Genomic DNA, 19812 nt, shown 5'->3' with positions numbered 1-19812 from the left:
TGTCTTTTTTCTGTCAGGGCTTAGGAGGTGGATATGTCTGTATGGACTGAGATTCAGCGCCAGATTAGTCAAATACAAGGGAAAGATTTTGCGATCGCAACTCGCAATTCTGTAGGCGGTGGCAGTATCAATCAGGCCTATCAGGTGAGTGACGGTCAGGAACACTATTTCGTCAAACTCAATCAGGCCAGCAAAGTGGCGATGTTTGAAGCAGAAGCAGAGGGTCTCAAAGACATGCAGGCGTCCCGCAGTATTCGGGTGCCGAAGCTGATAGGATGGGGCGCTGCCGAAGGACAAAGCTATATCATCCTGGAATGGATTCCCTTAGGCCATGGCGATTCCCAAGCGTGGTTTGCGATGGGGCAACAACTGGCCGCGATGCATCGCCAGGCTCATGATCAAGGTTTTGGCTGGCACCAAAACAACACGATTGGCGATACCCCTCAGCGCAATCCTTGGACTGAGAATTGGGGAGAATTTTTTGCCGAGCATCGCATTGGCTATCAGCTCCAGCTGGCTCAACGGCATGGCGGGCATTTTCGCCAGGGGGATGTGCTTGTGGATAAAATCCCTGCACTATTGACTCACCCTGTCGCGTCCTCTTTAGTTCACGGCGATCTGTGGTCAGGCAATGCAGCCTTTAGTCAGGCCGGAGAACCGATTATTCTAGACCCTGCAACCTACTATGGCGATCGAGAAGTCGATCTTGCCATGACTGAGCTTTTTGGGGGATTTCCGTCGGCATTTTATCGGGGATATCAAGCGACTTGGCCCCTAGCCGAAGGCTATCAACAGCGTAAAACTCTCTACAATCTGTATCACATCCTGAATCACTTCAATTTGTTTGGTGGCGGATATGCATCACAAGCCCAGGGAATGATTGAGCAAGTGTTAACAATGCGCTAGAGCAAATTCGGTCGGTACTATTACTGAGTTAAGTTTGTGTTTGCCGAATAAACCGATCGAGGAGTTACGGGTTTCTACCGCTGTCGGTGGAAGGATGCCCTAGCTAGGTTAGAGGAGAAGTCTTCAGAGTGATGGTTTTACTTCATTAAGACTCAACTCTGACCACAATGATAGGAATGTGATTAACAATGCCCCTTACTTTAGAGACAGCTGCACCGACCCTTGAGCAATCTGTAGCCATGGAAACCCGTATGGAAGATGCTTTAAGCCAAGCTCGTGAAACGTGTGCGAGCGAAGGCGCGACTTCCAAAGCCTGTGCAGTTGCCTGGGATATCGTCGAAGAGCTCCAAGCTGAATATTCTCACAAGAAAGTACAAGAGCAGCCTTCTCAGTTTGAAGACTTTTGTGATGATAACCCTAATGCAGAAGAGTGCCGCGTTTACGACGTTTAAGTTGGCTGCACTTTATCCCATATTGGGCATTGAATAGGAGCGGAGGCTAGATTGGAGTCTCCTCTAAATCCACTTCCGCTTGCTGATGTCCTCGAAACTGCGATCGCACTCACGATTAAAGTGGCTAGCCTTTCTCTATGCCGCCTTATTTGGCTGGATATTGGTTTTAGCCTATACCGGAAATTTACCGTCTCAACTGGCTGTCATTCCCTACTATGACAAGTTGGGGCATGTCATTCTCTATGGCTTGGCTGCCTATCTAGGCCATCGTTTATTACATCCCTTTACCCTACGATTAGGCCGTTATCGTTTACCCCTATGGGTACTCGCTTTTAGTGGATGGACCTTAGCCGAAGAAGGAGCTCAGTTTTTTGCTCCGACCCGCTCCTTAGATGCGCTAGATCTAGTATGTAGCGTGCTGGGAATTTTGGTGGGATACTGGCTGGCCCAGCACCAACTGTCTCAGCCTTCTGGTGCCTCGCAGCCTGTTTCAAAGCGTTAATACTAAGATAAAAAGCCCCGCAACTCTAGTCGTGGGGCTTTCTGAAATTGTGGTGATGTTTCCTTGGCAGAAAGACATCTGATCCTAGTTATGCCCTATTAGGGGGACGGATCTATCGCCCTAAACCCGTTTTTTGCATGACTTTGATGTAATTTCTGCATTGTTTTATAGAATGCAGTTGTTTTATATGGCTATAGCTGATTCATAGTTAGCAGCCGGTTGATAGTCAGAATGAAGTTTGATTTGGTAGCCAATGACGTCTACCAGATGTTTAACGGTTTTAATCTGGGTTGTGGCTTGATGGGGGAATTTAATCTCAAAAACTTCTTCTAGATCTCGCAAAATCTGAGTCAATTCCTTCTCATCAGCGAAATCTGCAATTCGACTCGCCATACTGACTCGATGGGCATTGACATCTGTATAGTTGCAAATGATGGAGCAAGTCTTCAGGAATATCCATCTCACAGAGTCTACATTAGAACGGATGGGGGGTTTAGGTTGAGGTTGCCGTTCTTGTCTTTCTAGAAGTTTAGCGGTAGAAAACTGGCGTCTTTTCCGTTTCAGATGAATCGTAACCAAATCACGAACCATGGATAGCTCAACTTTATGGCCGCTGTAGGTATAGATTTTAGTCGCGATCTCCCAAACTAACTGATCTCGCTTGGATTCCAGATGTTCTAAATCTTGGCTAGTTTCTACATGATGATTCTCTAAATCATTATTGATGACCATCTTGAGAATGCTAAGTGTATATTCCTGATCTTTCATTATTGAAATCCCCCTTTAGTATTTAACAGACCTAATCACTTGCACATATTGGTTTACGCGGTTAATTCCTTTGACAGGATCATTTGAGTGGTACTAAGCAACTCACTAGGCATAGATATGATGGGTGAGTGTCTGTATTTTGTTGCTAGCATTTCGCAGACTTGTGTGTGTCTGAGAGACAACTTGGTTTGAATTTATATCACACTGACTGATGAAGAATCGGTAGGTTTTGAATCAATTTCAGCAACAGCTATTGATTAGATAGGTGTTGGTATCAGTGAGATTTGCCTGCTTATGGGGTGAGACTTTGAGTCGGACCTACATAAGTTGGCAATTGTAATTCTAGCGTGCATAATTCTTGCATAATATCGAGAATTTTTAGAGAAGACGGCTGTAGCTCCTGGTGGCTTACGGGCAATGAGTGTGGTGGCCTCTGAGAGAAGTTGCATAGGTTGGAACCCTTGAACAAAGTGATCGCTTCTGGAATCGGTAGAGAAGGCCAATAGTTATCTCTTTGATAATGCACAAATTTGAGCGTTCGAAAGGCATCAAACCAAACCCTTAGGTAAAACTGAAAATGCGGAAAATCCTGACATTGCTGGAAAGCTTGTTGGAGGGCTTGATCCACTTTGAGATGCAGCAAGGTTTCTAAGAGCGAAGGCGCTAGATGTTGTTGCTGCCACCAAGCTTGGAAACTCATCATGACGTCAGGGAATGCATGGGGGCGCAGCCCTTGCCATAAGCATTGGTCTAAGGCCAGCCAACGCTGTAGTTCTCCAAAAATTTGAGGGTGATAAAGGTGAAGACCTGGATCTTGGGACAATTTAACCATTGCCGCTCCTGTGCCAAAAGGAACCCGATGGGATAACCGGGAAGACAGGACGACCGTTGGTTGTTTTAAGCGGATTACCTGTCCTGTTTTGGCCAGTTTATTGAGCATGTAGAAGTCTTCCGCCGCTTGCCGTTTGGGGAAACCTCGGACTTTGGCATAGTGCTCCGCATTGATTTTTAACAAACTACCAATGGTTTGAAAAGCATAGTGCGAACCGGCTTGAGCTAATCCTAAAACGTAATATCGCAGAGAAATTTCATATTCCAGAATATCGGGATGGTGGGGATGGTGGCGGAAAGGATAAATGGCGACCGCCACGTCTGGGCCAAAGTTGGGGGTGGCAAAGTAATCTTCCGGTAACTGCACATCACCATCGCTACAGTAAATCCAAGGGGTTTGGATGGTCTGGGCGGCAATACAGGCCAGGGCAATATCACCGCCAATTTTGCGGGCTAGCCCCACCCCCTGTTTAGGAGGCAGTTGTCGAGGAGAGGTGCAGCAATCGACGAGCAGCAAGGTATTCCCCGAGGGTTGGTCCACCACCGTAAAGGGGAGCTGGGGGTGAGGTTGAAATTGGGTGAGAAACGTCTGGGTTCGCTGGATTGCCGCTCTATTTGCATCCTCTGAAGCATTGACCACAGCAATCACCAGAGTATGGTGAGTGCTGTTGGGCAAGATGCTCTCTAGGCAGTTGAGGGCTTCATCAAAAAGGGGAAGGACAAGAACAGATTGATAGATCTGGTCAAGGGTTGAGAGCCACTCGGCTTGAATCATACGAGCAATAGGTTCGGCATAGTGGTCTAAATAGCGGCTGATGGCCTGAGAGATCATGAGGGGGCAGGAGCGCAGAGAAGGATCGTAGACCACCGCACGATACCGTTTCTGCTTTCGCCATCACAAGCAGGATTGGCTGCCACCTACCGAAAGAACTGCGCAGCGCTCAACCTATTTCGAGTAAAGGTCAGGTCGTGTTACTGCTTGGGCTATGACGAAACGACGTTATATTTGCCTTGAGCGCGCACGTAGATGACGCACTCCTCTTTGGTTTCACACGAGACTTTATGCATCGTCTTGCCTTGCGAGCCAAAATAGCTGCCTGGCTCCAGGGTGTTGGTCTGACCCGAGTAGAGGTTGGGTTGACCCTGAATCACAACCGCACGGAAGGTTGAGCTGTGGCTCTGTATTTCTCCCGTAAATCCAGAGGGTAGCTTGACCAGAGTGCCGTTTAACTGGTCATCCTGGGGATTACCCCAGAGAAAGGCGACCTTGGCTCCATTAATCGAAGCTGGCATTGCAGGCTGATCGACCCAGGTAATATTCGATGCATTTAGCCAAACCAGATTCGATTTATCGACGTTAACAGGCCGTTCACCATTATCAAACGCCGCTTCCGGTGGGCGGACAAGATAGGGGCCTTCCTCAATCTCTATATATGCCAGGTTATTACTATCGTCGGCAGCGGTAACGTGCACTTCTCCGGCGGGTTGTGTCCAGAAAGAGCCTGCTGGCAACCACATTTTATTCGCATCCGGATCATCATTGTGAAGGAGGCCCTGAATAACCATGCCCTTATAGGTGACATTGTGAATATGAGGGGGCGACGAGAAGCCGTCCACAAACTCAACAAGAAATCCGGACGGCCCTGAGCCAGTGCGGTCGCCCCAAAGCTGACCCGCCTTCGGGCTTTGGTCGCCACGGGCGGGGTTGAGCGGCCCCCACGGAACGTCAGACTTCAAGATGATCTCGGTGGCAGATGCAGCCTTGGGGTTTGGATCAATGCTTTGGGATGCAACCATCGTGTTACCCAGGATGGTGACAACGAAGGCAAGCGCAAGGATGAGAAATATTTTGATGTTCTTGATGTTGAGCATTTTGATTTCTCCAAGCATGTCATCAATAATATTTGTAGATTTGGTGCTTGAGGCATGTAGGGAACGACACCTAATGCTGGGAAGTCCTAAAAGTATTCTGGGAGAACTGACATTTAATTTTGGCGTGTACAACTGTTCTCTAAACAGGATCTGAGTCTGTTAGTACAAGCTCCTTATCTATTAGGGCTTCAAGATGAATACATTCAGAAGGTCTAAGTCTCTCGCTTGTCAGTGCCCCCACCATCTTTATGCCGCCACCCAACTGCCGTGGAAGGTGAGGGGAATATGGTGGTCGAACCAACACCGAGCCTGTTCCGTCATCGATTTAGTCTCGATGACACTGATGTAGCTTTGATCAGCCTTGGGGTCATAGACAAGGGGGAGTAGCCATCCCTCGGTTTCGTGGTCTGAGCGAGGTGCGAATACCGCTTCCGATGCTATATGGCCAAGCTCCATCAACGTGGATGTTTCTCCACTTGCCTCGTAACGGACAATGCTATGGCGTAAAGCACCGTTGTCAGGAGTTTGGGTGACGGAAAACACCACGTTATGTTCATCTCCTCCAATTCTGGGATGAACAATCGGAAACTCGGATTTGAGATCGGTAAGGTGCTCTAGGTCGAAGGTTTCGCGTGCCACATCAATCCTAGCCCGCGTCAGTGGGCCTCCTGGAGATGCAGTTTCTGCGCCTACAGCCGCCTCGAACTCCATCCAGAAATTGTCGTAGTAACAGAAATCAATATAGATCATCTGATCGCTCTCGAACCCGTTGGCAAAGTGGAATACATGGAAGGGAGAGACCTTAAAGCGCGTCACCTTCTCTGGTGTATCGATCGGAATGACGATGACCTCACTACCTCTTTCAGGCTCCCAATGAGCGAGATCTTTGAAGTCTCCAAGACCGAGGCGTAACCGCAAACCGTCTAGACGAATGGGAGAGATGAATAGAACTAGATAGTTCGGCGTAGCCATAAAGTCATGCACAAAGGTGCTGTAACTCAGTGGAACCTCGCCAAGCTTGCGAGGTAAACCCCGGTCGGGCAGCTCGAATAGGTCAACTCGTGGTTCTCGCCCATTAACCACCCCAAAATTGTAGAGCGCCTTCCGAACCTCCACCCGATGAGGATGAGCAGAGAACGTGTTCGCAATCACGCCATTGAGTGTGGTCTCTTCACGGACATCTAGAGTGTCCGGATCAACTCTGACTGGGCGACTCAATTCGTAGAGAGCCCACAATTCTCCATTCTGTGGAATAACGTGTGTGTTAGCGACATTCTTAAGCTTGCCCTGCAGGCCACTCATGAAATTGGCAACTTTTGAAGCTGCAGGACTATACAGCGCTTTTCCCGCAGTTTCTTCTTCAAGCATCTCGCGAGTTTGCAGGATCTTAGCCGCGCCAGAGACGGTGCCGTTGGCAAACCTCACCCCTGCGAGGCCTCCATTGCCCTGAATAATGTCGGGAATAAAAGCCCCTTGGGACTCACGAGACAATGGCCCACAGCGATACAGCGTGCCGCTAAGGTCTCTAGGAAGGTCCCCCTCAACGCGAAGTGGGGTCCAGTCGTGTTCTTTAGTCAGGCTACGATTCATACCAGTCAGCATAGGATTCTCCAGGTAAGAGATTGAATAACCCAGTGGGTAGTTGGACTCCATGTGATAAAGTCTTCGTCTCAACTTGACTTTACTATGCCGTTTAGTAAAGTCAAGTGCAACATGTAAAATTTTGGTATGAATGACACTACAAAATTTCCACTCCGTACTCAGAAAGCCCGCTCTACAAGGCAGCGGATTCTCGACGTTGCAACTGAACTTTTTCTCGCGATGGGATACTCACAAACGAGCTTGGAAAAGGTCGCCACAGAAGCACAAACCACGAAACCGACGGTCTACAGCCATTTCAAATCAAAAGCGGGGCTGTTCGAGGCTGTGATCAATCAACATGCTGAACAGGGAAGTGTTGTTTTCAAAAAACTGCTGATTCCAACCAATGACCCTGAAGACGATCTGATCCGCTTCGGAGATGTATTTCTGTCGTTCGTTCTATCTCCAGACCAGACTTATTGGAACCGCCTGGCTACGGCTGAAGCGATTGCACATCCGGAAGTGGGCGAGGCGTTTTATCAGGCTGGACCCGCTCGCGCCATCCAGCATTTAACCGAGTACGTTGCGAGTCAGGCGAAAGCGGAGCTGCTTGAGGTTGAGAATCCACGTCGCGCCGCAGAACAACTCATTGGTTTAATGCTGGGGGTGGATTTGCTACAAACTCAGATCGGCAAGAAACCACCTGAAAAATCTGCACTTAAGACCCAATGTCGTGAAGCCGTGGATGTATTTCTCGCAGCATATGGAACTAGAACGGGAGGATGATTGATGTTCAGATAGGGAGCATGTCACCTTTGCAGATGTACAAAGTTGAGAATTAAAAATTTGGTGTCTGAAAGCAAGGCCAGCAAAGATTTCTGAGATGAGTATAAATACTAGCTTGCAAAGGTGACATGCTCTTTGTTCAGATAGCCTTGTATCTTTTATTTAGTGAGGGTTAACAGTATGTTATTCTCCAGACGTTTTAACGTTGTCTCACTATCAGCTTTATTAAAGCGCATATTCAGTACAACATAATTTTCGACTAACCCCACTTAATCCTGAAAGTTACACCAACTTTTTTTCACTTTCTATGGTTTAGGGTTATTCTTGGATTTTTAGTTTCGCTTCAGAATTATTAGCAACGTTTAACCTAAAGAATAGACAAGCAATTAATAAGACTAATGAAAAAATTGGCTGATAGGGTAACAATGCACTTAAGCAAATCAATAAAGCAAAAAAGAGTAAGCAGGAGCCATTAAAATTATTTAATTGATAGCGATCTCGTACTAACCATAAACCGATTACGTATAAAGCTAGAGGAATTGTAACTGCCCAAGCTGCAGTTTCTGGTGAAAGATGTTTTCCTTCATGATGTGTCGCGCTCATAAGTTCTGCCATTAAGCTTAAGCCCGCCCCAGTGGCTGCTCCAGAGGCAAAAACGATGAAATGACCATATGCCCAAACAAAAGTACGTTTATTTTCTATACTTTCTAAATGCTCTTCTTCACAAAAATAAAGCCACCACATAGTGAAAGAGATCGCTGCACTGCTGATTGCTAGAATCATCAGAGAAAAATTAAAGCTACTACTAGTGGATGTTTCAATAGCATGAACGCTACTCAGTAAAATCTCTCCTAAAACAATAATATTCAGTAAACCAAAACGTTCAATAACATGGTGACGATGCCAGGGAGTATTTTTTGCTTGTCCTGCATACCATGGAAGAAAGAGTGGGAGCGTGTCACTTTTTCAGGAGAAAAATAGAGTCAAGTTGTCGATTGAGATAGGCACAGCGATGAGCTAGGACTTTGGGGATATGTTTTTCTTGCCATTGCGCACCTGAAATCTTTGTCCTTCGGTCAATTTGCTTAACAAGCGACTCAACGGCACCAGAGCCAATGGGTATTCCCTCAGCTTGATAGTAACCATAGTTGGGAATCCGCTCTCGGTGGTCTCGCAAATACTGACAGAACCGTTTAGCCTGAGGTTTGCTCAAACCACAGAACAAATCGATGGCCTCATCAATCTTCCCTCTCCACAAAAAGGTTTCAGCTTGCTGCAGCCGTTTGAGTGACCCACCGACTTTATGTAAATTCTCCATCAAGTGGAACCAGTCTAGGATCTGCTCCTGTTGAGTTGGCAGTCTCATCTGTCGGTAAAGCTTCCAAATCCCAACATGACCATCCCCAAGACAGTAAACCCTTGCAGCAAATCTGAAGCGGTTCACCGCCAGGCAGAGGGAAGTATGGTCTTGATAGTAGGCCAAGCCAACCCTATCGCCATTGATGCGAACTGCTTTATAACCACGCCAGTGGCAGGGTTCCCCTTTTGGAGTAATCAACCGAATATTGCCCCCATCTAAGCTGAGCTGAGTGACTCCTTGCGTCAAAGAGGGTGGACTGAAGGTTTGACGATGAACGAGACGCTGCTGCGTTTTGGAGCTGACTGTGATACCCGTTAAACTGCTAGATCCTCTGATGCATGGGCATAGGAAACATTGGCACTAATACGCAGGGCGCACATCTCTAAGTAGGGGCTTAACTGACTGTTGGGCTTGACCTTGAGGGCTGTTGCTTGGGTCCGAGTGAGGTTGAGTTTGCCCAGAATGCTTTTTAAGGTCCGTCGATATTCTCCGACATCTGGCGGGCTAACTTGGTCGATAAAAAAGACCCATTTGAGGCGACACATGAGTTTGCAGTTGAGTCCGAACGGTGCATTCAATCTCTGCCAAAGTCTTCATGGGCAGAGACTGGGATTGGGAGTCTTGATACAGCAGTTCTGAAATGCGTGTGACGCAAGCATTGAATTCTTGTTCTTCTTCTGGTGTCATAGTCAATAAGAGGGATCATCTAAGATCAATTATCATTTTCCTCTCAAAGAAGTGACACGCTCCCAGAAAGAGTTCTGCAGCAATAGCAATTGCTACTAAAATAAAAAATATCATGCTCCAAGGCTCTGTCATAAAGACGATGTATGCCCAAAAACTCTGAATTATTATTTGTCCTATGACATTCCTTTGCACCGTAACTTTTAGTTGAGGACTCTTGTCTTTAATTCTTAGCCATAAAACAGCAGCGGCACTTCGCAAAATCAGATAGCCAATAAATCCATAGACGATTTCTCCACCTTGAAAAATAGTAGGAATACTGGCTGCCACCAACATAATGCCAATCATCATCACCATCACATTGATACGATAAGCAGCATCATCGTTATCAAAGCCACTGGCAAACCAGGTAAATAAATTCCAAGGCCACCACAAAATAAAAAAGGCTAGGAGAAATTTGATAATCCCCATCACAAAATGACCTTCACTTAACTCATGAGTCAATCCATGGGCTGAAGTTGCGATCGCAATTACTACTACTAAATCAAAAAGTAGTTCTAGTTGAGTAGCAGCGCGATAAGGTTCATGGGGATCCCGAGCTACAAGAGAAGAGAAATAGTTTTTCTTGGGTAAAGGCATAAAGTTTAACAGTTATGGCGCAAATATTTAAACAGGTAGAATACCTAATACCAAATCCGATTTATATAACTCCGATATAATACATAATTAGAGAATGCCAAGAAAACTATATCTCGAACCTCATTTTTCGCCCGAGGAGCTGAAGTCTCATTATCGAGCCAGCCAAGACCCAGTAGAATCGCGCCGCTGGCATCTACTATGGCTCGTCAGTGAGCAAACAACGCTAACTCAAGCAGCCCAAGTGGTCGGTCTCAACTACGATTACGCTCGAGAAATCGTCAGGGAGTATAACCACAATGGCGCCCATGGGTTACGCAACCGACGCAAAGATAAGCGACCTCATCAATCTCGCAGTCTTCTGACTCAAGACCAATGTGCACAATTGTTGACTCGTCTACAAACCCCACCCGCCGACGGTGGTCTATGGAACGGACCTAAAGTAGCCCAGGTCATTGCTCAGATGACAGGAGTCGATAAGGTTTGGCCCCAACGAGGTTGGGACTATCTCAAGCGATTGGAGCAGTCCCTGCAATGCCCACGTCCTCACCACCGTAAAGGTGAACCAGAGGCCCAAGCCGCTTTTAAAAAACTGCCTGAGTACAAAGCAGAATTGGAGCGACGCTACCCTAATGCTCAGGTCGAAGTTTGGTCTTTTGATGAACATCGTTTAGGCCTTAAACCCATTATTCGAAAGATTTGGGCGCCTGTGGGTCAGCGTCCAATTGCTGAGGTGGACCATCGCTATGAATGGACCTATCTATACGGATTCGTTCATCCCGCAACTGGCAATACCGAATGGTTCATTCTGCCTCGGGTCAATGGAGAATGGTTTAATCAAGCCCTACAAAGCTTTGCTCAGCAAGTTGGAGCGGGAAAGCACAAACAGATTCTTCTCGTTCTCGATGGAGCCGGATGGCATACCTGTAAGAATCGGGTGGTGCCACCTGGCATTCATCTGAAGGTTTTACCCCCCTATTCTCCAGAGCTACAGCCCGCTGAACGGTTGTGGCGGCTAGCGGACGAACCACTGGCCAATCGATGCTTTGAGACCCTGGATGAGTTGGAAGATGTGCTCGAGCAGCGCTGTCGAACTTTAATGACCATGCAATCAGACATTAAAGCTCTCACTCACTACCATTGGTGGCCAGCTTGACAGATAAGATATTTCGGGAGTTAATGAGTCGGATTTGGTATAAGTCCCTGTAATCAAAATTGTTTTTGACATGGTTTTAGCCGCGTCAATTATTTCCAATTACTAAAGTCTGGCAATATATCATCTGCCAGTTTTTTTAGAGTTGTGGTCACATCGGCCTTGTTAAAGCGCAGGTTGAGGGCGACGTGATTAATGCCGATTGCCTGGCGGGACTTGAGATAACTTTTCAGGTGTTTAACTCCCAACCTTAGCCCTAGATGAATTGGTAAAGGAGGAGTATCGGGATCTTCTACCAGATCTACATACAGCGGTTCCATCACAGGTTGATTGAGTCTCCCTGCTGCGGTGATTTGCGATCGCCAATCAGCAATTATTTGGGCTTGCATTGCCGTATTGCGGGGAAAGAGCATCCAACCGTCTCCATTTTGGGCGATCCAGTTAGTCTCTTGTTGGCTGCCTCCTGTAATTAACAGTGGTAGTTTCCCAGATGCTGGTTTGGGTAACATATCCATGCCACCGTAAGGCTTGCCATAACTATTCTCGAAAACTGGTGTATTCTCGCTCATGCGCTGGATATACTCAAAACTCTCGCGAAACCGTTTACCGCGATCGCTATAGGATAAATTAAGAGCGGGATATTCCTCAGGGCGATCGCCTGAAGCCACCCCAAGAATCACCCTCCCTCCAGATAGCACATCGGCAGTGGCAGCAGCTTTAGCAACATGAGCGGGATGTCTCAACGGTAAGATAACGCTAGCAACCCCCAGGGCAATTTTTTCAGTCTGACCAGCTAGTAAGCCTAAATAAACAAACGGATCGTAAGTCTGACCAGCATCTCCAAATGAGGGTACGTTAAAAGGAACGTCCCGTAACCAGACCGCAGAGAACCCAAGTTTTTCCACCAGCTGCACCCGTTCAATATGATCTTTCATTGTTGGCACAGCCCCCATTCCATAAGTCTCGATAGGCACTACCAGGCCAAGGCTTAATCGATTAGAATGAAATACGGAATTGTATCCCCGATTAATCGGTTTGAACTGGTTTTTTTCGATAGATTTGAGCATGGTAGACTCCCTTCACAAGTGCTTTGGTGATCAGGGATAAACCGCTCTCAGATAGAAACCTGTAGTTTTAGAAAACTGTCTGAAAGCCTCTCTGTTCGATGACTACAGTCAAGTGGCTCTTCGAGAAAAAACATGGCTTTCAAGATTAGAGCGGTTTATGATTACCCTAATACGGTTAGTTGTCAATAAATACTTGCTTCACATGAAGAGTATCTAGATACTCTCGAAGAGAAGTAATTTTGCCGTTGGAGAGAGCCACTAGAAAGTGATGGAAATTGTTATAAACAATTCCATTACTCTTCACGGCATAAGACTCCATTTCGAGCGCGACGCGATCGCCTTCGGCAGTCCAACCGGTTGGCGTTAACCGCATTCCGTCCGGAAAGGCTGACTTAACATTTTCAATCAACTCACCGATCATTGGCTTGTCCATTTCACCAGACATGGGCAAGCCGCCTTCACGCCCCATCGCTCGCCAAATGGCCGCATCATCAAGCAATTCCAGGGCACCTGCAACATCTGCCGCAGAAAATTTCTCAAAAAACTTGTCGACAATTTGTTTATTTTGCTCAGTGCTCACTAGTTTATTTCCTGAACTTGCATAACCAAATCATTCCAGTTGCGCTGGTTTTCCATGTCATGCTCCATGCCTTTCTCATCAGCAATGGTAAAACGCTTAATGGCAGGGGTCTTGCTGGTTGCTTGATAGAGCCAGTAAGCTTCTGCCTTGAGGGCTTCATCAATTGGCTTGTCAATGGACTCATAAACCGCCTGCTTACAGGCATTGATGGACTCTGCTGGGAATTTAGCAATACGCTTGGCTAGCTGGTCAACATAGGGGCCTATTTCATCTGGTTCGAGTGCTTTGTTGATTGTGCCGTAGGCTTCGGCTTCGTCCGCATCAAAGTCACGGGCACTGAGGATAATTTCCAATGCCCGACCCAGACCGACCTGACGCGCCATACGGGATGCACCACCACCGCAGGGCAAGATACCCATGCCGACTTCCATCTGCATAAACTTAAATTTCCCCCGTGCTGCGAAACGCATATCACAAGCGAGTGCAAATTCATGACCGCCACCGCGTGCGAAGCCTTCGAGTTTGGCAATGGTGGCTTGGGGTAACTTGCTGATGCGTTCACAAACAGATTGTAGATCCAGCAACTTAGCTTCTTCGCGGGAGACGGCTTCCGTCGACATATCTTTTAATAGGTTTGTGTCGTAGTGGCAAACCCAGATTTCTGGATGGGCTGACTGAAAAACAACGACTTTGACTTCGCGATCTCGTTCCAGCAATATCGCAAGGCTATTTAGATCGGCCAGCATGGGCAGACCTTGAACATTCACCGGGGGATAGTCGAAGGTGACCCAAGCGATCGCATTTTCAGTTTTAACGTTGAGAGTAGTGAAATTGTCGTAGTTCATTCTGTATCTCCTGTTTTTTCAATAAATTGGCGAGAATTCAGTTGTGTCAGTAGTTTCCCCCGTTAGTTTTCAATGACAACTTTGCCCATTGCTTGTCGGCTTTCCAAACGAGCATGGGCCTGTCCTGCTTGTTCGAGCGCATATCGTTTCTCATCAAGTACGGGCTTTAACCCGCCTGACTCGACAATCTGAGCTATGCTCCGAAGGATTTCCCCGTGTTGTTCTCGTTTGTAGTTGTGCAGCATCGGAATGAGCATGAACACAACATGCAGTGATAACCCTTTGAAGTGAGCCAACGTCAAATCCAGCTCACACAGCGAAACGGTTGATGCCACTTGACCATTCAGTGCTGCTGCTTCAAATGAATTAAGCATGTTGGCGCCCCCAACAGAATCGAATACCAAATCAAAACCGTTCCCATTCGTGTGTTTGGCAACGTACTGTTCAACCGATTCCGTCTTGTAGTTGATGCCGGTTGCACCCAGTTGTTCGATTAGGGCCAACTGTTTGTCACCACCTCCTGTGGAATAGACGTCGGCACCAAAGTGTTTCGCTAGTTGCAGAGCAACATGGCCGACGCCACCAGAACCTCCATGCACGAGAACTTTTTGACCTTGCTTGATGCCCGCACGGGTTAGCCCTTCGTAAGCAGTAATGGCAACCAGCGGCAAAGCAGCCGCTTCACGCATCGACAAGTTTTTGGGTTTATGGGCAATCAGGTTGGCATCCGCCACCATATAGTCAGCCAGCGTGCCTGGTAAGTCTGCCAGCCCACCCGCACAGCCGTATACTTCGTCGCCAATAGAATAGGTTGATACATTCTCGCCAACAGCCTCGACCGTCCCAGCGAAGTCCATGCCCAGAATCGCGGGCGTATCGGGCGAAAGTGGCAGCTCCTTTCCCATCGTACGGATCATCATATCGACCGTGTTCACGCTTGACGCCGCGATCTTCACGAGGACATGTCCCGCTTTGACTTGAGGTTTTTCGATTTCTGCAGGTTCAAACGTCGCATCTTCGCCGTACGATTTTATGAGCATTGCTTTCATGTTTAAGTCTCCAATTGGTTATGATTTCGTCCATAGTGCTTTTTTACACAAATCGATCAGTGGGACCGAGCTAAGGCGCATCTACCCTAAATTCGACAAGAGAATTTTTCGCTGAAATTAGCCCTGCATCCGAATAACCAATCGTTTTCATTGCGATGCCTCCTTTCAATCCGTGAGAAACCTTGTCCGCATCATAATTGTTCGTAAAAGAATGATAAATAGGCTTTTTGCGAAATCATAATTTGGATATTTTTTATAATGGAGATTCTGTGGCTCCGCTTGTTTCTGAGAATTGCAGAGCTTGGCGGTGTTACGGCGGCAGCAAATGATGTATCACTTTCACCAGCAAGTGCGAGTGCTCGTTGCCATCTCCCTAAACGCAGTTTAGATGCATGCTAAAAGCTTATAAGCACCTGTCACAAAGGCTTTTAGCTGCTGAAAAGATCAATAATGAAAAAGTTATTTCTTTGAAACCTATACCGAGAAAAGATTACATCGATTTTGGCGGCTTTAAAAGTGCGCGATTTATAGTCTGAAGCCCATACTATAAGAGCATTACAGCTTTAGCACTGCTGTCTACTCCGATGTATCCTAAACCCCTACTAGTGCATCGTCAAGACTTAATTTTAGGGTAAGCACCTCTGGTAAGCCTTATAAAGAAAGCATCCTGAAAATCGTCCACCCTAATTTTTTAGCTTGACGCTGCACTAGCCAGGAATGTCCAGCTTGTAAGCATGCAGTCAAAAAGCAACTGGTAGACGTTGTCATGATTTCCCTAACCGTGAGGCTTCAATGCCGAGAGATGTGGCCAGTGCACTAGTGATTCGTCAAAGAGCCGTGGGACGAATGGTTCAAAAAAATACCTGTGGAGACGATCTAGCGGGGTAGTGGCATTATCTAGTCAAGAGTCGATAAATCAGGCATCTCAATCCAGATGGCGAAGTGATTGGGTGGATGCGCGTCAACCTCTAATGCAGCATGGCCCGATGGGGTAATTGATTCAAAATCTTCATTTCAGTCGCTAAGAGTTCATCTAGACGAGCCTGTAGGGCTGCATTTGGACAATATTGTTCTGCGAGTTTGAAAAATAAGTTTGCATGTCTGGCTTCTGAATGGGCAATGGCTTGGTAAAAGCCTTGTAACGGTCCACTCGGCAAAGCTAGAGAAATTTTAGTGAAGCGTTCTAGGCCCCGAGCCTCAATAATTCCGGCGACTAGGAGGCGATCGAGAAAGTAGTTTTCGGAGCCTTTACGAATCAGACCTCGTAGTTGATTAACGTAGGGGTCTTTGGCATCGGGAGGAATAGTTAAGTGGCGCTCTCGGATTAATTTGAAGACATCGCGATAATGGCTCAACTCCTCAATGGCTAAGTCAATCATGGCCGCCACTAAGTCTGGCTTGTCGGGATAGTGGGCAGCAAGATTGAGGGCGACCCCAGAGGCTTTTTTCTCATTGGCGGCATGATCGAGCAGGAAGGTATCAAAGTCTGCCAGAACCGTTTGCAGCCAAGCGTCTGAACTATCGCAATGTAGGTGAATGGTCACACAGACGTCCTCTGCTTGAATTTATTTATTATCCCCATTGTTGGGCAGAATGCCAGCTTGGGCACTGGTCTACTAACAGGGCACATACCTAAACCCTTTATTGGTGAGGAGTTCTAGTGTGCTCAACGGACGAGAACAAAATCCCATCTCCATTGCTGGTGTGGTCTGCTTACTGAGCCCCCAATGGGGTCTAACCCAGTTATGAATCAGGCGTTGTACATCTAGCACTCGCTGTAACCCCGACCGCTTCTTAGCGTAGAGATTCTGCCGTCTTCGATAAGCACTACATCGTCTCCTCAAGGCAGCATTGTGAGCCTCATTATGATTGGCATGGACCTCAGACCCTAGACTGATAGCGGTAAAGGGATGCTCTGCTTTCACCCACTCTACTCGCCGATTCCCCTGAGACCCTTTAACTTTCATCGCGACTTCTAACCCCTCTCGCCAAACCTTGCGATGCCCATAGTCAGGATGACACTCCTCACCATTGAGATAGACATTGGCGAGCTTCCAAAGTTCTTGTCCATAACGCCTCTCACCATCGGTAAACCATCGAATCCCATCACAGGCTTTGACCCACTCCCAAGCTGAGTAAACGCCATTTGCAAAAAGTTGTGCATCCTTGAGGCCAGCTTGTGCTGTCAACCAATAGCGGCTTTCGCGTTCAAGGAAATGGATGGTCCAGCCCTGGGATTGGCTGGGGGGAAGATTTTGCCTACACGCGTGTAAACTTCATCCCTTCTACCGTCACATCAGAGGCTGCTGGTGCGGGAGGTGACCAGTTCTGTGCTTGGTCTGCTAGGCGTTTTTCCCAACGCATAATGGTGGTATGAGATTTACCGAAAGTTCGACCTGCAGCACGAATACCCATCCCTTCGGTGCGAGCTTTGATGGCATAGCTCACTACTGAACTAGCGGTGCGTAAGCGAGCCATTGGGGTACCCGTGCGTTCGTTGAAACGCCGATTGCAATCCTTACACTGATATCGCTGGACTAATGTCCCATCTTGCAGGCTATCAAAGCCGCGCTTTAGGATCTTCTCGCTTAGACAATATGGGCATTCCATTGATCTACATTAGGTTGCGTCGGAAGCATTATAGCTAGATCCTGCTAACAGACCAGTGCCCCAGCTTGTAGACGCCGGATAGCGGTTTGAAGATTGGAACGGGCCATGGCCTCATACCGTTCTTGAAAATAAGCGGTTTGATAAAGATGGGGGCGTTGCACAAAAGTTTCGAATATCTGACTCCGTCGCTGACAGTATTCGGCAATTGGCACCCAGGCATATTCTTTGCGAATCTGAGTTTCAAAATCGGCAAACGTCTGGGTATTTTGGCCGAGGATCGCCAAATCAATATCGACCATCCATGCAGTATCTGGATGGTCATGGGTTGTATGAGTTGCAGTGGCCATAATCAAATGATGAACTTGATGGCTTACGTTCACTGCGGCCCCTGCGTTCTGTAAAAAATGGACGGCCCAGTCGGCGCTATCTTGCTCGTTGTGGTTGGACTGGGTTTGATAAACGGCATCGTGAAACCAGAGGGCCATTTCTAAGATGGCAGGGGCTTGGGCTAATGCTTTCACCCGATCCAAATGAACTAAGCAAGCATCTATATGAGTGGCTGTGTGATAGTAACGGTGGGGCTCACTATAGGCGCAAACTAACTGCTGATAGGTGTCCAGAGAGGGCTGACCTGCCAAGTTATGCATTAAGGTTTGCCAACGTTGCTTGTCCATGAAGGGTTAAAATCTCAGGGGGCTAATATCTAGCCTACGCCAAGAAATTCCAGTGCTATGCTGATTCCATTCAGGGTTTGTAGCAGTGGATTAAACACGATTCATGGTTGCTTCCACATCCCTCTCAGAACAACATGCTGTGGTGATTGGTGGCAGTATGGCCGGGCTGTTGGCTGCTCGGGTGTTGCTGAACCACTTTGGCCGAGTCACGGTATTGGAACGCGATCGTATCCCTGATCAGCCCAGACCTCGATCAGGCGTACCCCAATCCCATCATGTTCATATTCTGCTTACTCAAGGTCAACGCATTTTAGAACAACTGTTTCCAGGCTTGGAAGCAGAACTAGAAGCCGCAGGAGCTCCTCAGGTCAACTGGACTTATGATTTACGGTGGTTTAGCATCTGGGGTTGGTCTTATCAGACGTCTTCTGATCTGAATACTCATCCTTGTAGCCGTATATTACTTGAGTGGCTGATTCATCGACGACTAGAGCAATATGACCATCTAAAATTTCTAACCTCGACTCAAGCGATTGGTCTGGTGATGAATGCCCAAAACACCATAGTTACGGGTGTTCAAATTCAAACTGAGCAGGGACTCGACACCCTGAAGGCAGACCTAGTGGTCGATGCGAGTGGACGGAATTCTGCCTTACCGAAATGGTTAACTCAGTTAGGATATGCTGCACCGACTCAAACGATGATCAACTCCTTTTTAGGGTATAGCAGTCGTTGGTATCAGATCCCTGAGGGTTGGGAAGCCCCTTGGAAGGTGATGCTCATTCACACGAAACCCCCCGATCATCGTCGAAGTGCTGTGCTGTATCCCGTTGAAGAAAATCGGTGGGTTGTGACCCTTGCGGGCGTGGGCCATGACTATCCCCCCATCGATGAAACAGACTTCCTCCACTTTGCCCAAAGTCTTCGGAGTCATGAAATCTATAATGCCATCCAACAAGCTCAACCCTTAAGCCCCATTTATAGCTACCGACGGACTGACAACTGCTGGCAACATTATGAAGACTTGCAGCGTTTCCCAGGCCATCTAGTCGCGATAGGAGATGCGGTGTGTGCTTTTAATCCAGTTTATGCTCAGGGGATGACGGTAGCAGCATTGGGTGCTCAAACGTTGGACCAATGTTTGAGTCTAATGGTTCAAAAGCAAAAAACCTCGTTGCAAGGTTTTCCCTCAAAATTTCATAAACAGTTGGCCAAAATGTTAGCAGTACCATGGCTGCTGGCCACGAGTGAGGACTTGCGATGGTGTACTACGGTAGGATCCACAACCAATTGGCAAACTCGCCTGATGCATCAATACCTTGATTTAGTCGTTCGGGCTTCTTTAAGTCGTTCTTACGTCAGTCAAACGTTTTGGGAAGTGATGCACATGGTGAAGCCTCCAAAAGTGCTATTTGATCCCCGAATTTTCTTACCTGCTTTAGGACTGGGCTAGGTG

At 47.3% G+C, this 19812-nt stretch carries 17 protein-coding genes and 3 pseudogenes; 6 read left to right on the top strand and 14 right to left on the bottom strand.

All coding sequences use genetic code 11. The features are described 5' to 3' along the window. Positions 1-33 precede the first annotated feature (33 nt). The 3 genes from ON05_RS13900 to ON05_RS13890 all read left to right on the top strand — a co-directional run bounded on the left by ON05_RS13900 (position 34) and on the right by ON05_RS13890 (position 1860). Positions 34-906, top strand: a complete 873-nt coding sequence (locus ON05_RS13900) for a fructosamine kinase family protein (protein ID WP_010475693.1) — start codon at positions 34-36, stop codon at positions 904-906. A gap of 188 nt (positions 907-1094) precedes the next feature. Beyond that, the gene (locus ON05_RS13895) at positions 1095-1358 is read left to right on the top strand and encodes a Calvin cycle protein CP12 (protein WP_010475692.1); all 264 of its coding nucleotides are present in this window, start codon (positions 1095-1097) and stop codon (positions 1356-1358) included. An 85-nt stretch (positions 1359-1443) separates the two neighbouring features. After that, entirely contained in the window at positions 1444-1860 is a 417-nt protein-coding gene (locus tag ON05_RS13890; RefSeq protein ID WP_039780814.1) for a hypothetical protein, read from the top strand. 183 nt (positions 1861-2043) lie between these two features. Here ON05_RS13890 and ON05_RS13885 read toward each other — a convergent pair whose 3' ends face one another. From ON05_RS13885 to ON05_RS13870, 4 genes are all read right to left on the bottom strand, one after another. Further along, positions 2044-2628 carry a hypothetical protein gene (locus ON05_RS13885; protein ID WP_010475689.1) on the bottom strand — a complete coding sequence of 195 codons (585 nt, stop codon included), beginning with the start codon at positions 2626-2628 and terminating at the stop codon, positions 2044-2046. Positions 2629-2920: 292 nt separating this feature from the next. Then, positions 2921-4327, bottom strand: coding sequence for a hypothetical protein (locus ON05_RS13880; protein ID WP_010475687.1), 1407 nt, complete (start codon positions 4325-4327; stop codon positions 2921-2923). 116 nt (positions 4328-4443) lie between these two features. Further along, positions 4444-5331 (bottom strand): DUF4437 domain-containing protein, encoded by an 888-nt coding sequence (locus ON05_RS13875; protein ID WP_010475685.1) that lies wholly within the window; start codon positions 5329-5331, stop codon positions 4444-4446. A gap of 246 nt (positions 5332-5577) precedes the next feature. Then, on the bottom strand, positions 5578-6933 hold the full coding sequence (locus tag ON05_RS13870; protein ID WP_010475683.1) for a carotenoid oxygenase family protein: 1356 nt from the start codon (positions 6931-6933) through the stop codon (positions 5578-5580). A 126-nt stretch (positions 6934-7059) separates the two neighbouring features. Here ON05_RS13870 and ON05_RS13865 point away from each other — a divergent pair, with 126 nt between their 5' ends. Next, positions 7060-7698: a TetR/AcrR family transcriptional regulator gene (locus tag ON05_RS13865; protein ID WP_010475680.1), complete on the top strand. Its 639-nt coding sequence runs from the start codon at positions 7060-7062 to the stop codon at positions 7696-7698. A gap of 318 nt (positions 7699-8016) precedes the next feature. Here ON05_RS13865 and ON05_RS13860 read toward each other — a convergent pair. The 3 genes and pseudogenes from ON05_RS13860 to ON05_RS13850 form a co-directional block, all read right to left on the bottom strand. Beyond that, positions 8017-8631: pseudogene (locus tag ON05_RS13860) on the bottom strand (low temperature requirement protein A); the annotation flags it as partial. Positions 8632-8656: 25 nt separating this feature from the next. Further along, positions 8657-9745: pseudogene (locus tag ON05_RS13855) on the bottom strand (ISKra4-like element ISAcas2 family transposase). Positions 9746-9760: 15 nt separating this feature from the next. After that, entirely contained in the window at positions 9761-10381 is a 621-nt protein-coding gene (locus ON05_RS13850; protein WP_262561729.1) for a low temperature requirement protein A, read from the bottom strand. A 94-nt stretch (positions 10382-10475) separates the two neighbouring features. Between ON05_RS13850 and ON05_RS13845 the strand changes: the two genes are divergently transcribed. Continuing rightward, positions 10476-11534, top strand: a complete 1059-nt coding sequence (locus ON05_RS13845; protein ID WP_262561728.1) for an IS630 family transposase — start codon at positions 10476-10478, stop codon at positions 11532-11534. Between the two features lie 89 nt (positions 11535-11623). Here ON05_RS13845 and ON05_RS13840 read toward each other — a convergent pair whose 3' ends face one another. The 7 genes and pseudogenes from ON05_RS13840 to ON05_RS13810 all read right to left on the bottom strand — a co-directional run bounded on the left by ON05_RS13840 (position 11624) and on the right by ON05_RS13810 (position 18356). Then, positions 11624-12598 (bottom strand): LLM class oxidoreductase, encoded by a 975-nt coding sequence (locus ON05_RS13840; RefSeq protein WP_010472295.1) that lies wholly within the window; start codon positions 12596-12598, stop codon positions 11624-11626. A 175-nt stretch (positions 12599-12773) separates the two neighbouring features. Next, entirely contained in the window at positions 12774-13178 is a 405-nt protein-coding gene (locus ON05_RS13835) for a nuclear transport factor 2 family protein (RefSeq protein ID WP_010472294.1), read from the bottom strand. Then, complete coding sequence (locus tag ON05_RS13830) at positions 13178-14023, bottom strand: enoyl-CoA hydratase/isomerase family protein (RefSeq protein WP_010472293.1); 846 nt, start codon at positions 14021-14023, stop codon at positions 13178-13180. The genes ON05_RS13835 and ON05_RS13830 overlap by 1 nt, the downstream gene beginning before the upstream one ends. Positions 14024-14085: 62 nt before the next feature. Continuing rightward, positions 14086-15072, bottom strand: coding sequence for a zinc-dependent alcohol dehydrogenase family protein (locus tag ON05_RS13825; protein WP_010472292.1), 987 nt, complete (start codon positions 15070-15072; stop codon positions 14086-14088). Between the two features lie 968 nt (positions 15073-16040). Continuing rightward, a complete protein-coding gene (locus ON05_RS13820) occupies positions 16041-16616 on the bottom strand; it encodes a tRNA-(ms[2]io[6]A)-hydroxylase (RefSeq protein ID WP_010472291.1) in 576 nt (191 codons plus the stop codon). 72 nt (positions 16617-16688) lie between these two features. Next, positions 16689-17682 (bottom strand): annotated as a pseudogene (locus ON05_RS13815) (IS1 family transposase). 44 nt (positions 17683-17726) lie between these two features. Continuing rightward, positions 17727-18356 carry a hypothetical protein gene (locus ON05_RS13810; protein ID WP_010481309.1) on the bottom strand — a complete coding sequence of 210 codons (630 nt, stop codon included), beginning with the start codon at positions 18354-18356 and terminating at the stop codon, positions 17727-17729. A 103-nt stretch (positions 18357-18459) separates the two neighbouring features. On the opposite strand from ON05_RS13810, the gene ON05_RS13805 reads away from it, so the two are divergent. Beyond that, the gene (locus ON05_RS13805) at positions 18460-19809 is read left to right on the top strand and encodes an NAD(P)/FAD-dependent oxidoreductase (RefSeq protein ID WP_010481307.1); all 1350 of its coding nucleotides are present in this window, start codon (positions 18460-18462) and stop codon (positions 19807-19809) included. Positions 19810-19812 lie beyond the last annotated feature (3 nt).

Source organism: Acaryochloris sp. CCMEE 5410, assembly GCF_000238775.2.
Taxonomy (GTDB): Bacteria; Cyanobacteriota; Cyanobacteriia; order Thermosynechococcales; family Thermosynechococcaceae; genus Acaryochloris.
The sequence above is the reverse complement of the archived record's forward strand: the minus strand, read 5'-3'. Positions and strand labels throughout refer to the sequence as shown.

Bases quoted from the DNA above. Each gene is read 5' to 3' on its own strand.
- ON05_RS13900 (WP_010475693.1), top strand. From the start codon at position 34: ATGTCTGTATGGACTGAGATTCAGCGCCAGATTAGTCAAATACAAGGG.
- ON05_RS13895 (WP_010475692.1), top strand. From the start codon at position 1,095: ATGCCCCTTACTTTAGAGACAGCTGCACCGACCCTTGAGCAATCTGTA.
- ON05_RS13890 (WP_039780814.1), top strand. From the start codon at position 1,444: ATGTCCTCGAAACTGCGATCGCACTCACGATTAAAGTGGCTAGCCTTT.
- ON05_RS13885 (WP_010475689.1), bottom strand. From the start codon at position 2,628: ATGAAAGATCAGGAATATACACTTAGCATTCTCAAGATGGTCATCAAT.
- ON05_RS13875 (WP_010475685.1), bottom strand. From the start codon at position 5,331: ATGCTCAACATCAAGAACATCAAAATATTTCTCATCCTTGCGCTTGCC.
- ON05_RS13870 (WP_010475683.1), bottom strand. From the start codon at position 6,933: ATGCTGACTGGTATGAATCGTAGCCTGACTAAAGAACACGACTGGACC.
- ON05_RS13865 (WP_010475680.1), top strand. From the start codon at position 7,060: ATGAATGACACTACAAAATTTCCACTCCGTACTCAGAAAGCCCGCTCT.
- ON05_RS13850 (WP_262561729.1), bottom strand. From the start codon at position 10,381: ATGCCTTTACCCAAGAAAAACTATTTCTCTTCTCTTGTAGCTCGGGAT.
- ON05_RS13845 (WP_262561728.1), top strand. From the start codon at position 10,476: ATGCCAAGAAAACTATATCTCGAACCTCATTTTTCGCCCGAGGAGCTG.
- ON05_RS13840 (WP_010472295.1), bottom strand. From the start codon at position 12,598: ATGCTCAAATCTATCGAAAAAAACCAGTTCAAACCGATTAATCGGGGA.
- ON05_RS13830 (WP_010472293.1), bottom strand. From the start codon at position 14,023: ATGAACTACGACAATTTCACTACTCTCAACGTTAAAACTGAAAATGCG.
- ON05_RS13825 (WP_010472292.1), bottom strand. From the start codon at position 15,072: ATGAAAGCAATGCTCATAAAATCGTACGGCGAAGATGCGACGTTTGAA.
- ON05_RS13810 (WP_010481309.1), bottom strand. From the start codon at position 18,356: ATGGACAAGCAACGTTGGCAAACCTTAATGCATAACTTGGCAGGTCAG.
- ON05_RS13805 (WP_010481307.1), top strand. From the start codon at position 18,460: ATGGTTGCTTCCACATCCCTCTCAGAACAACATGCTGTGGTGATTGGT.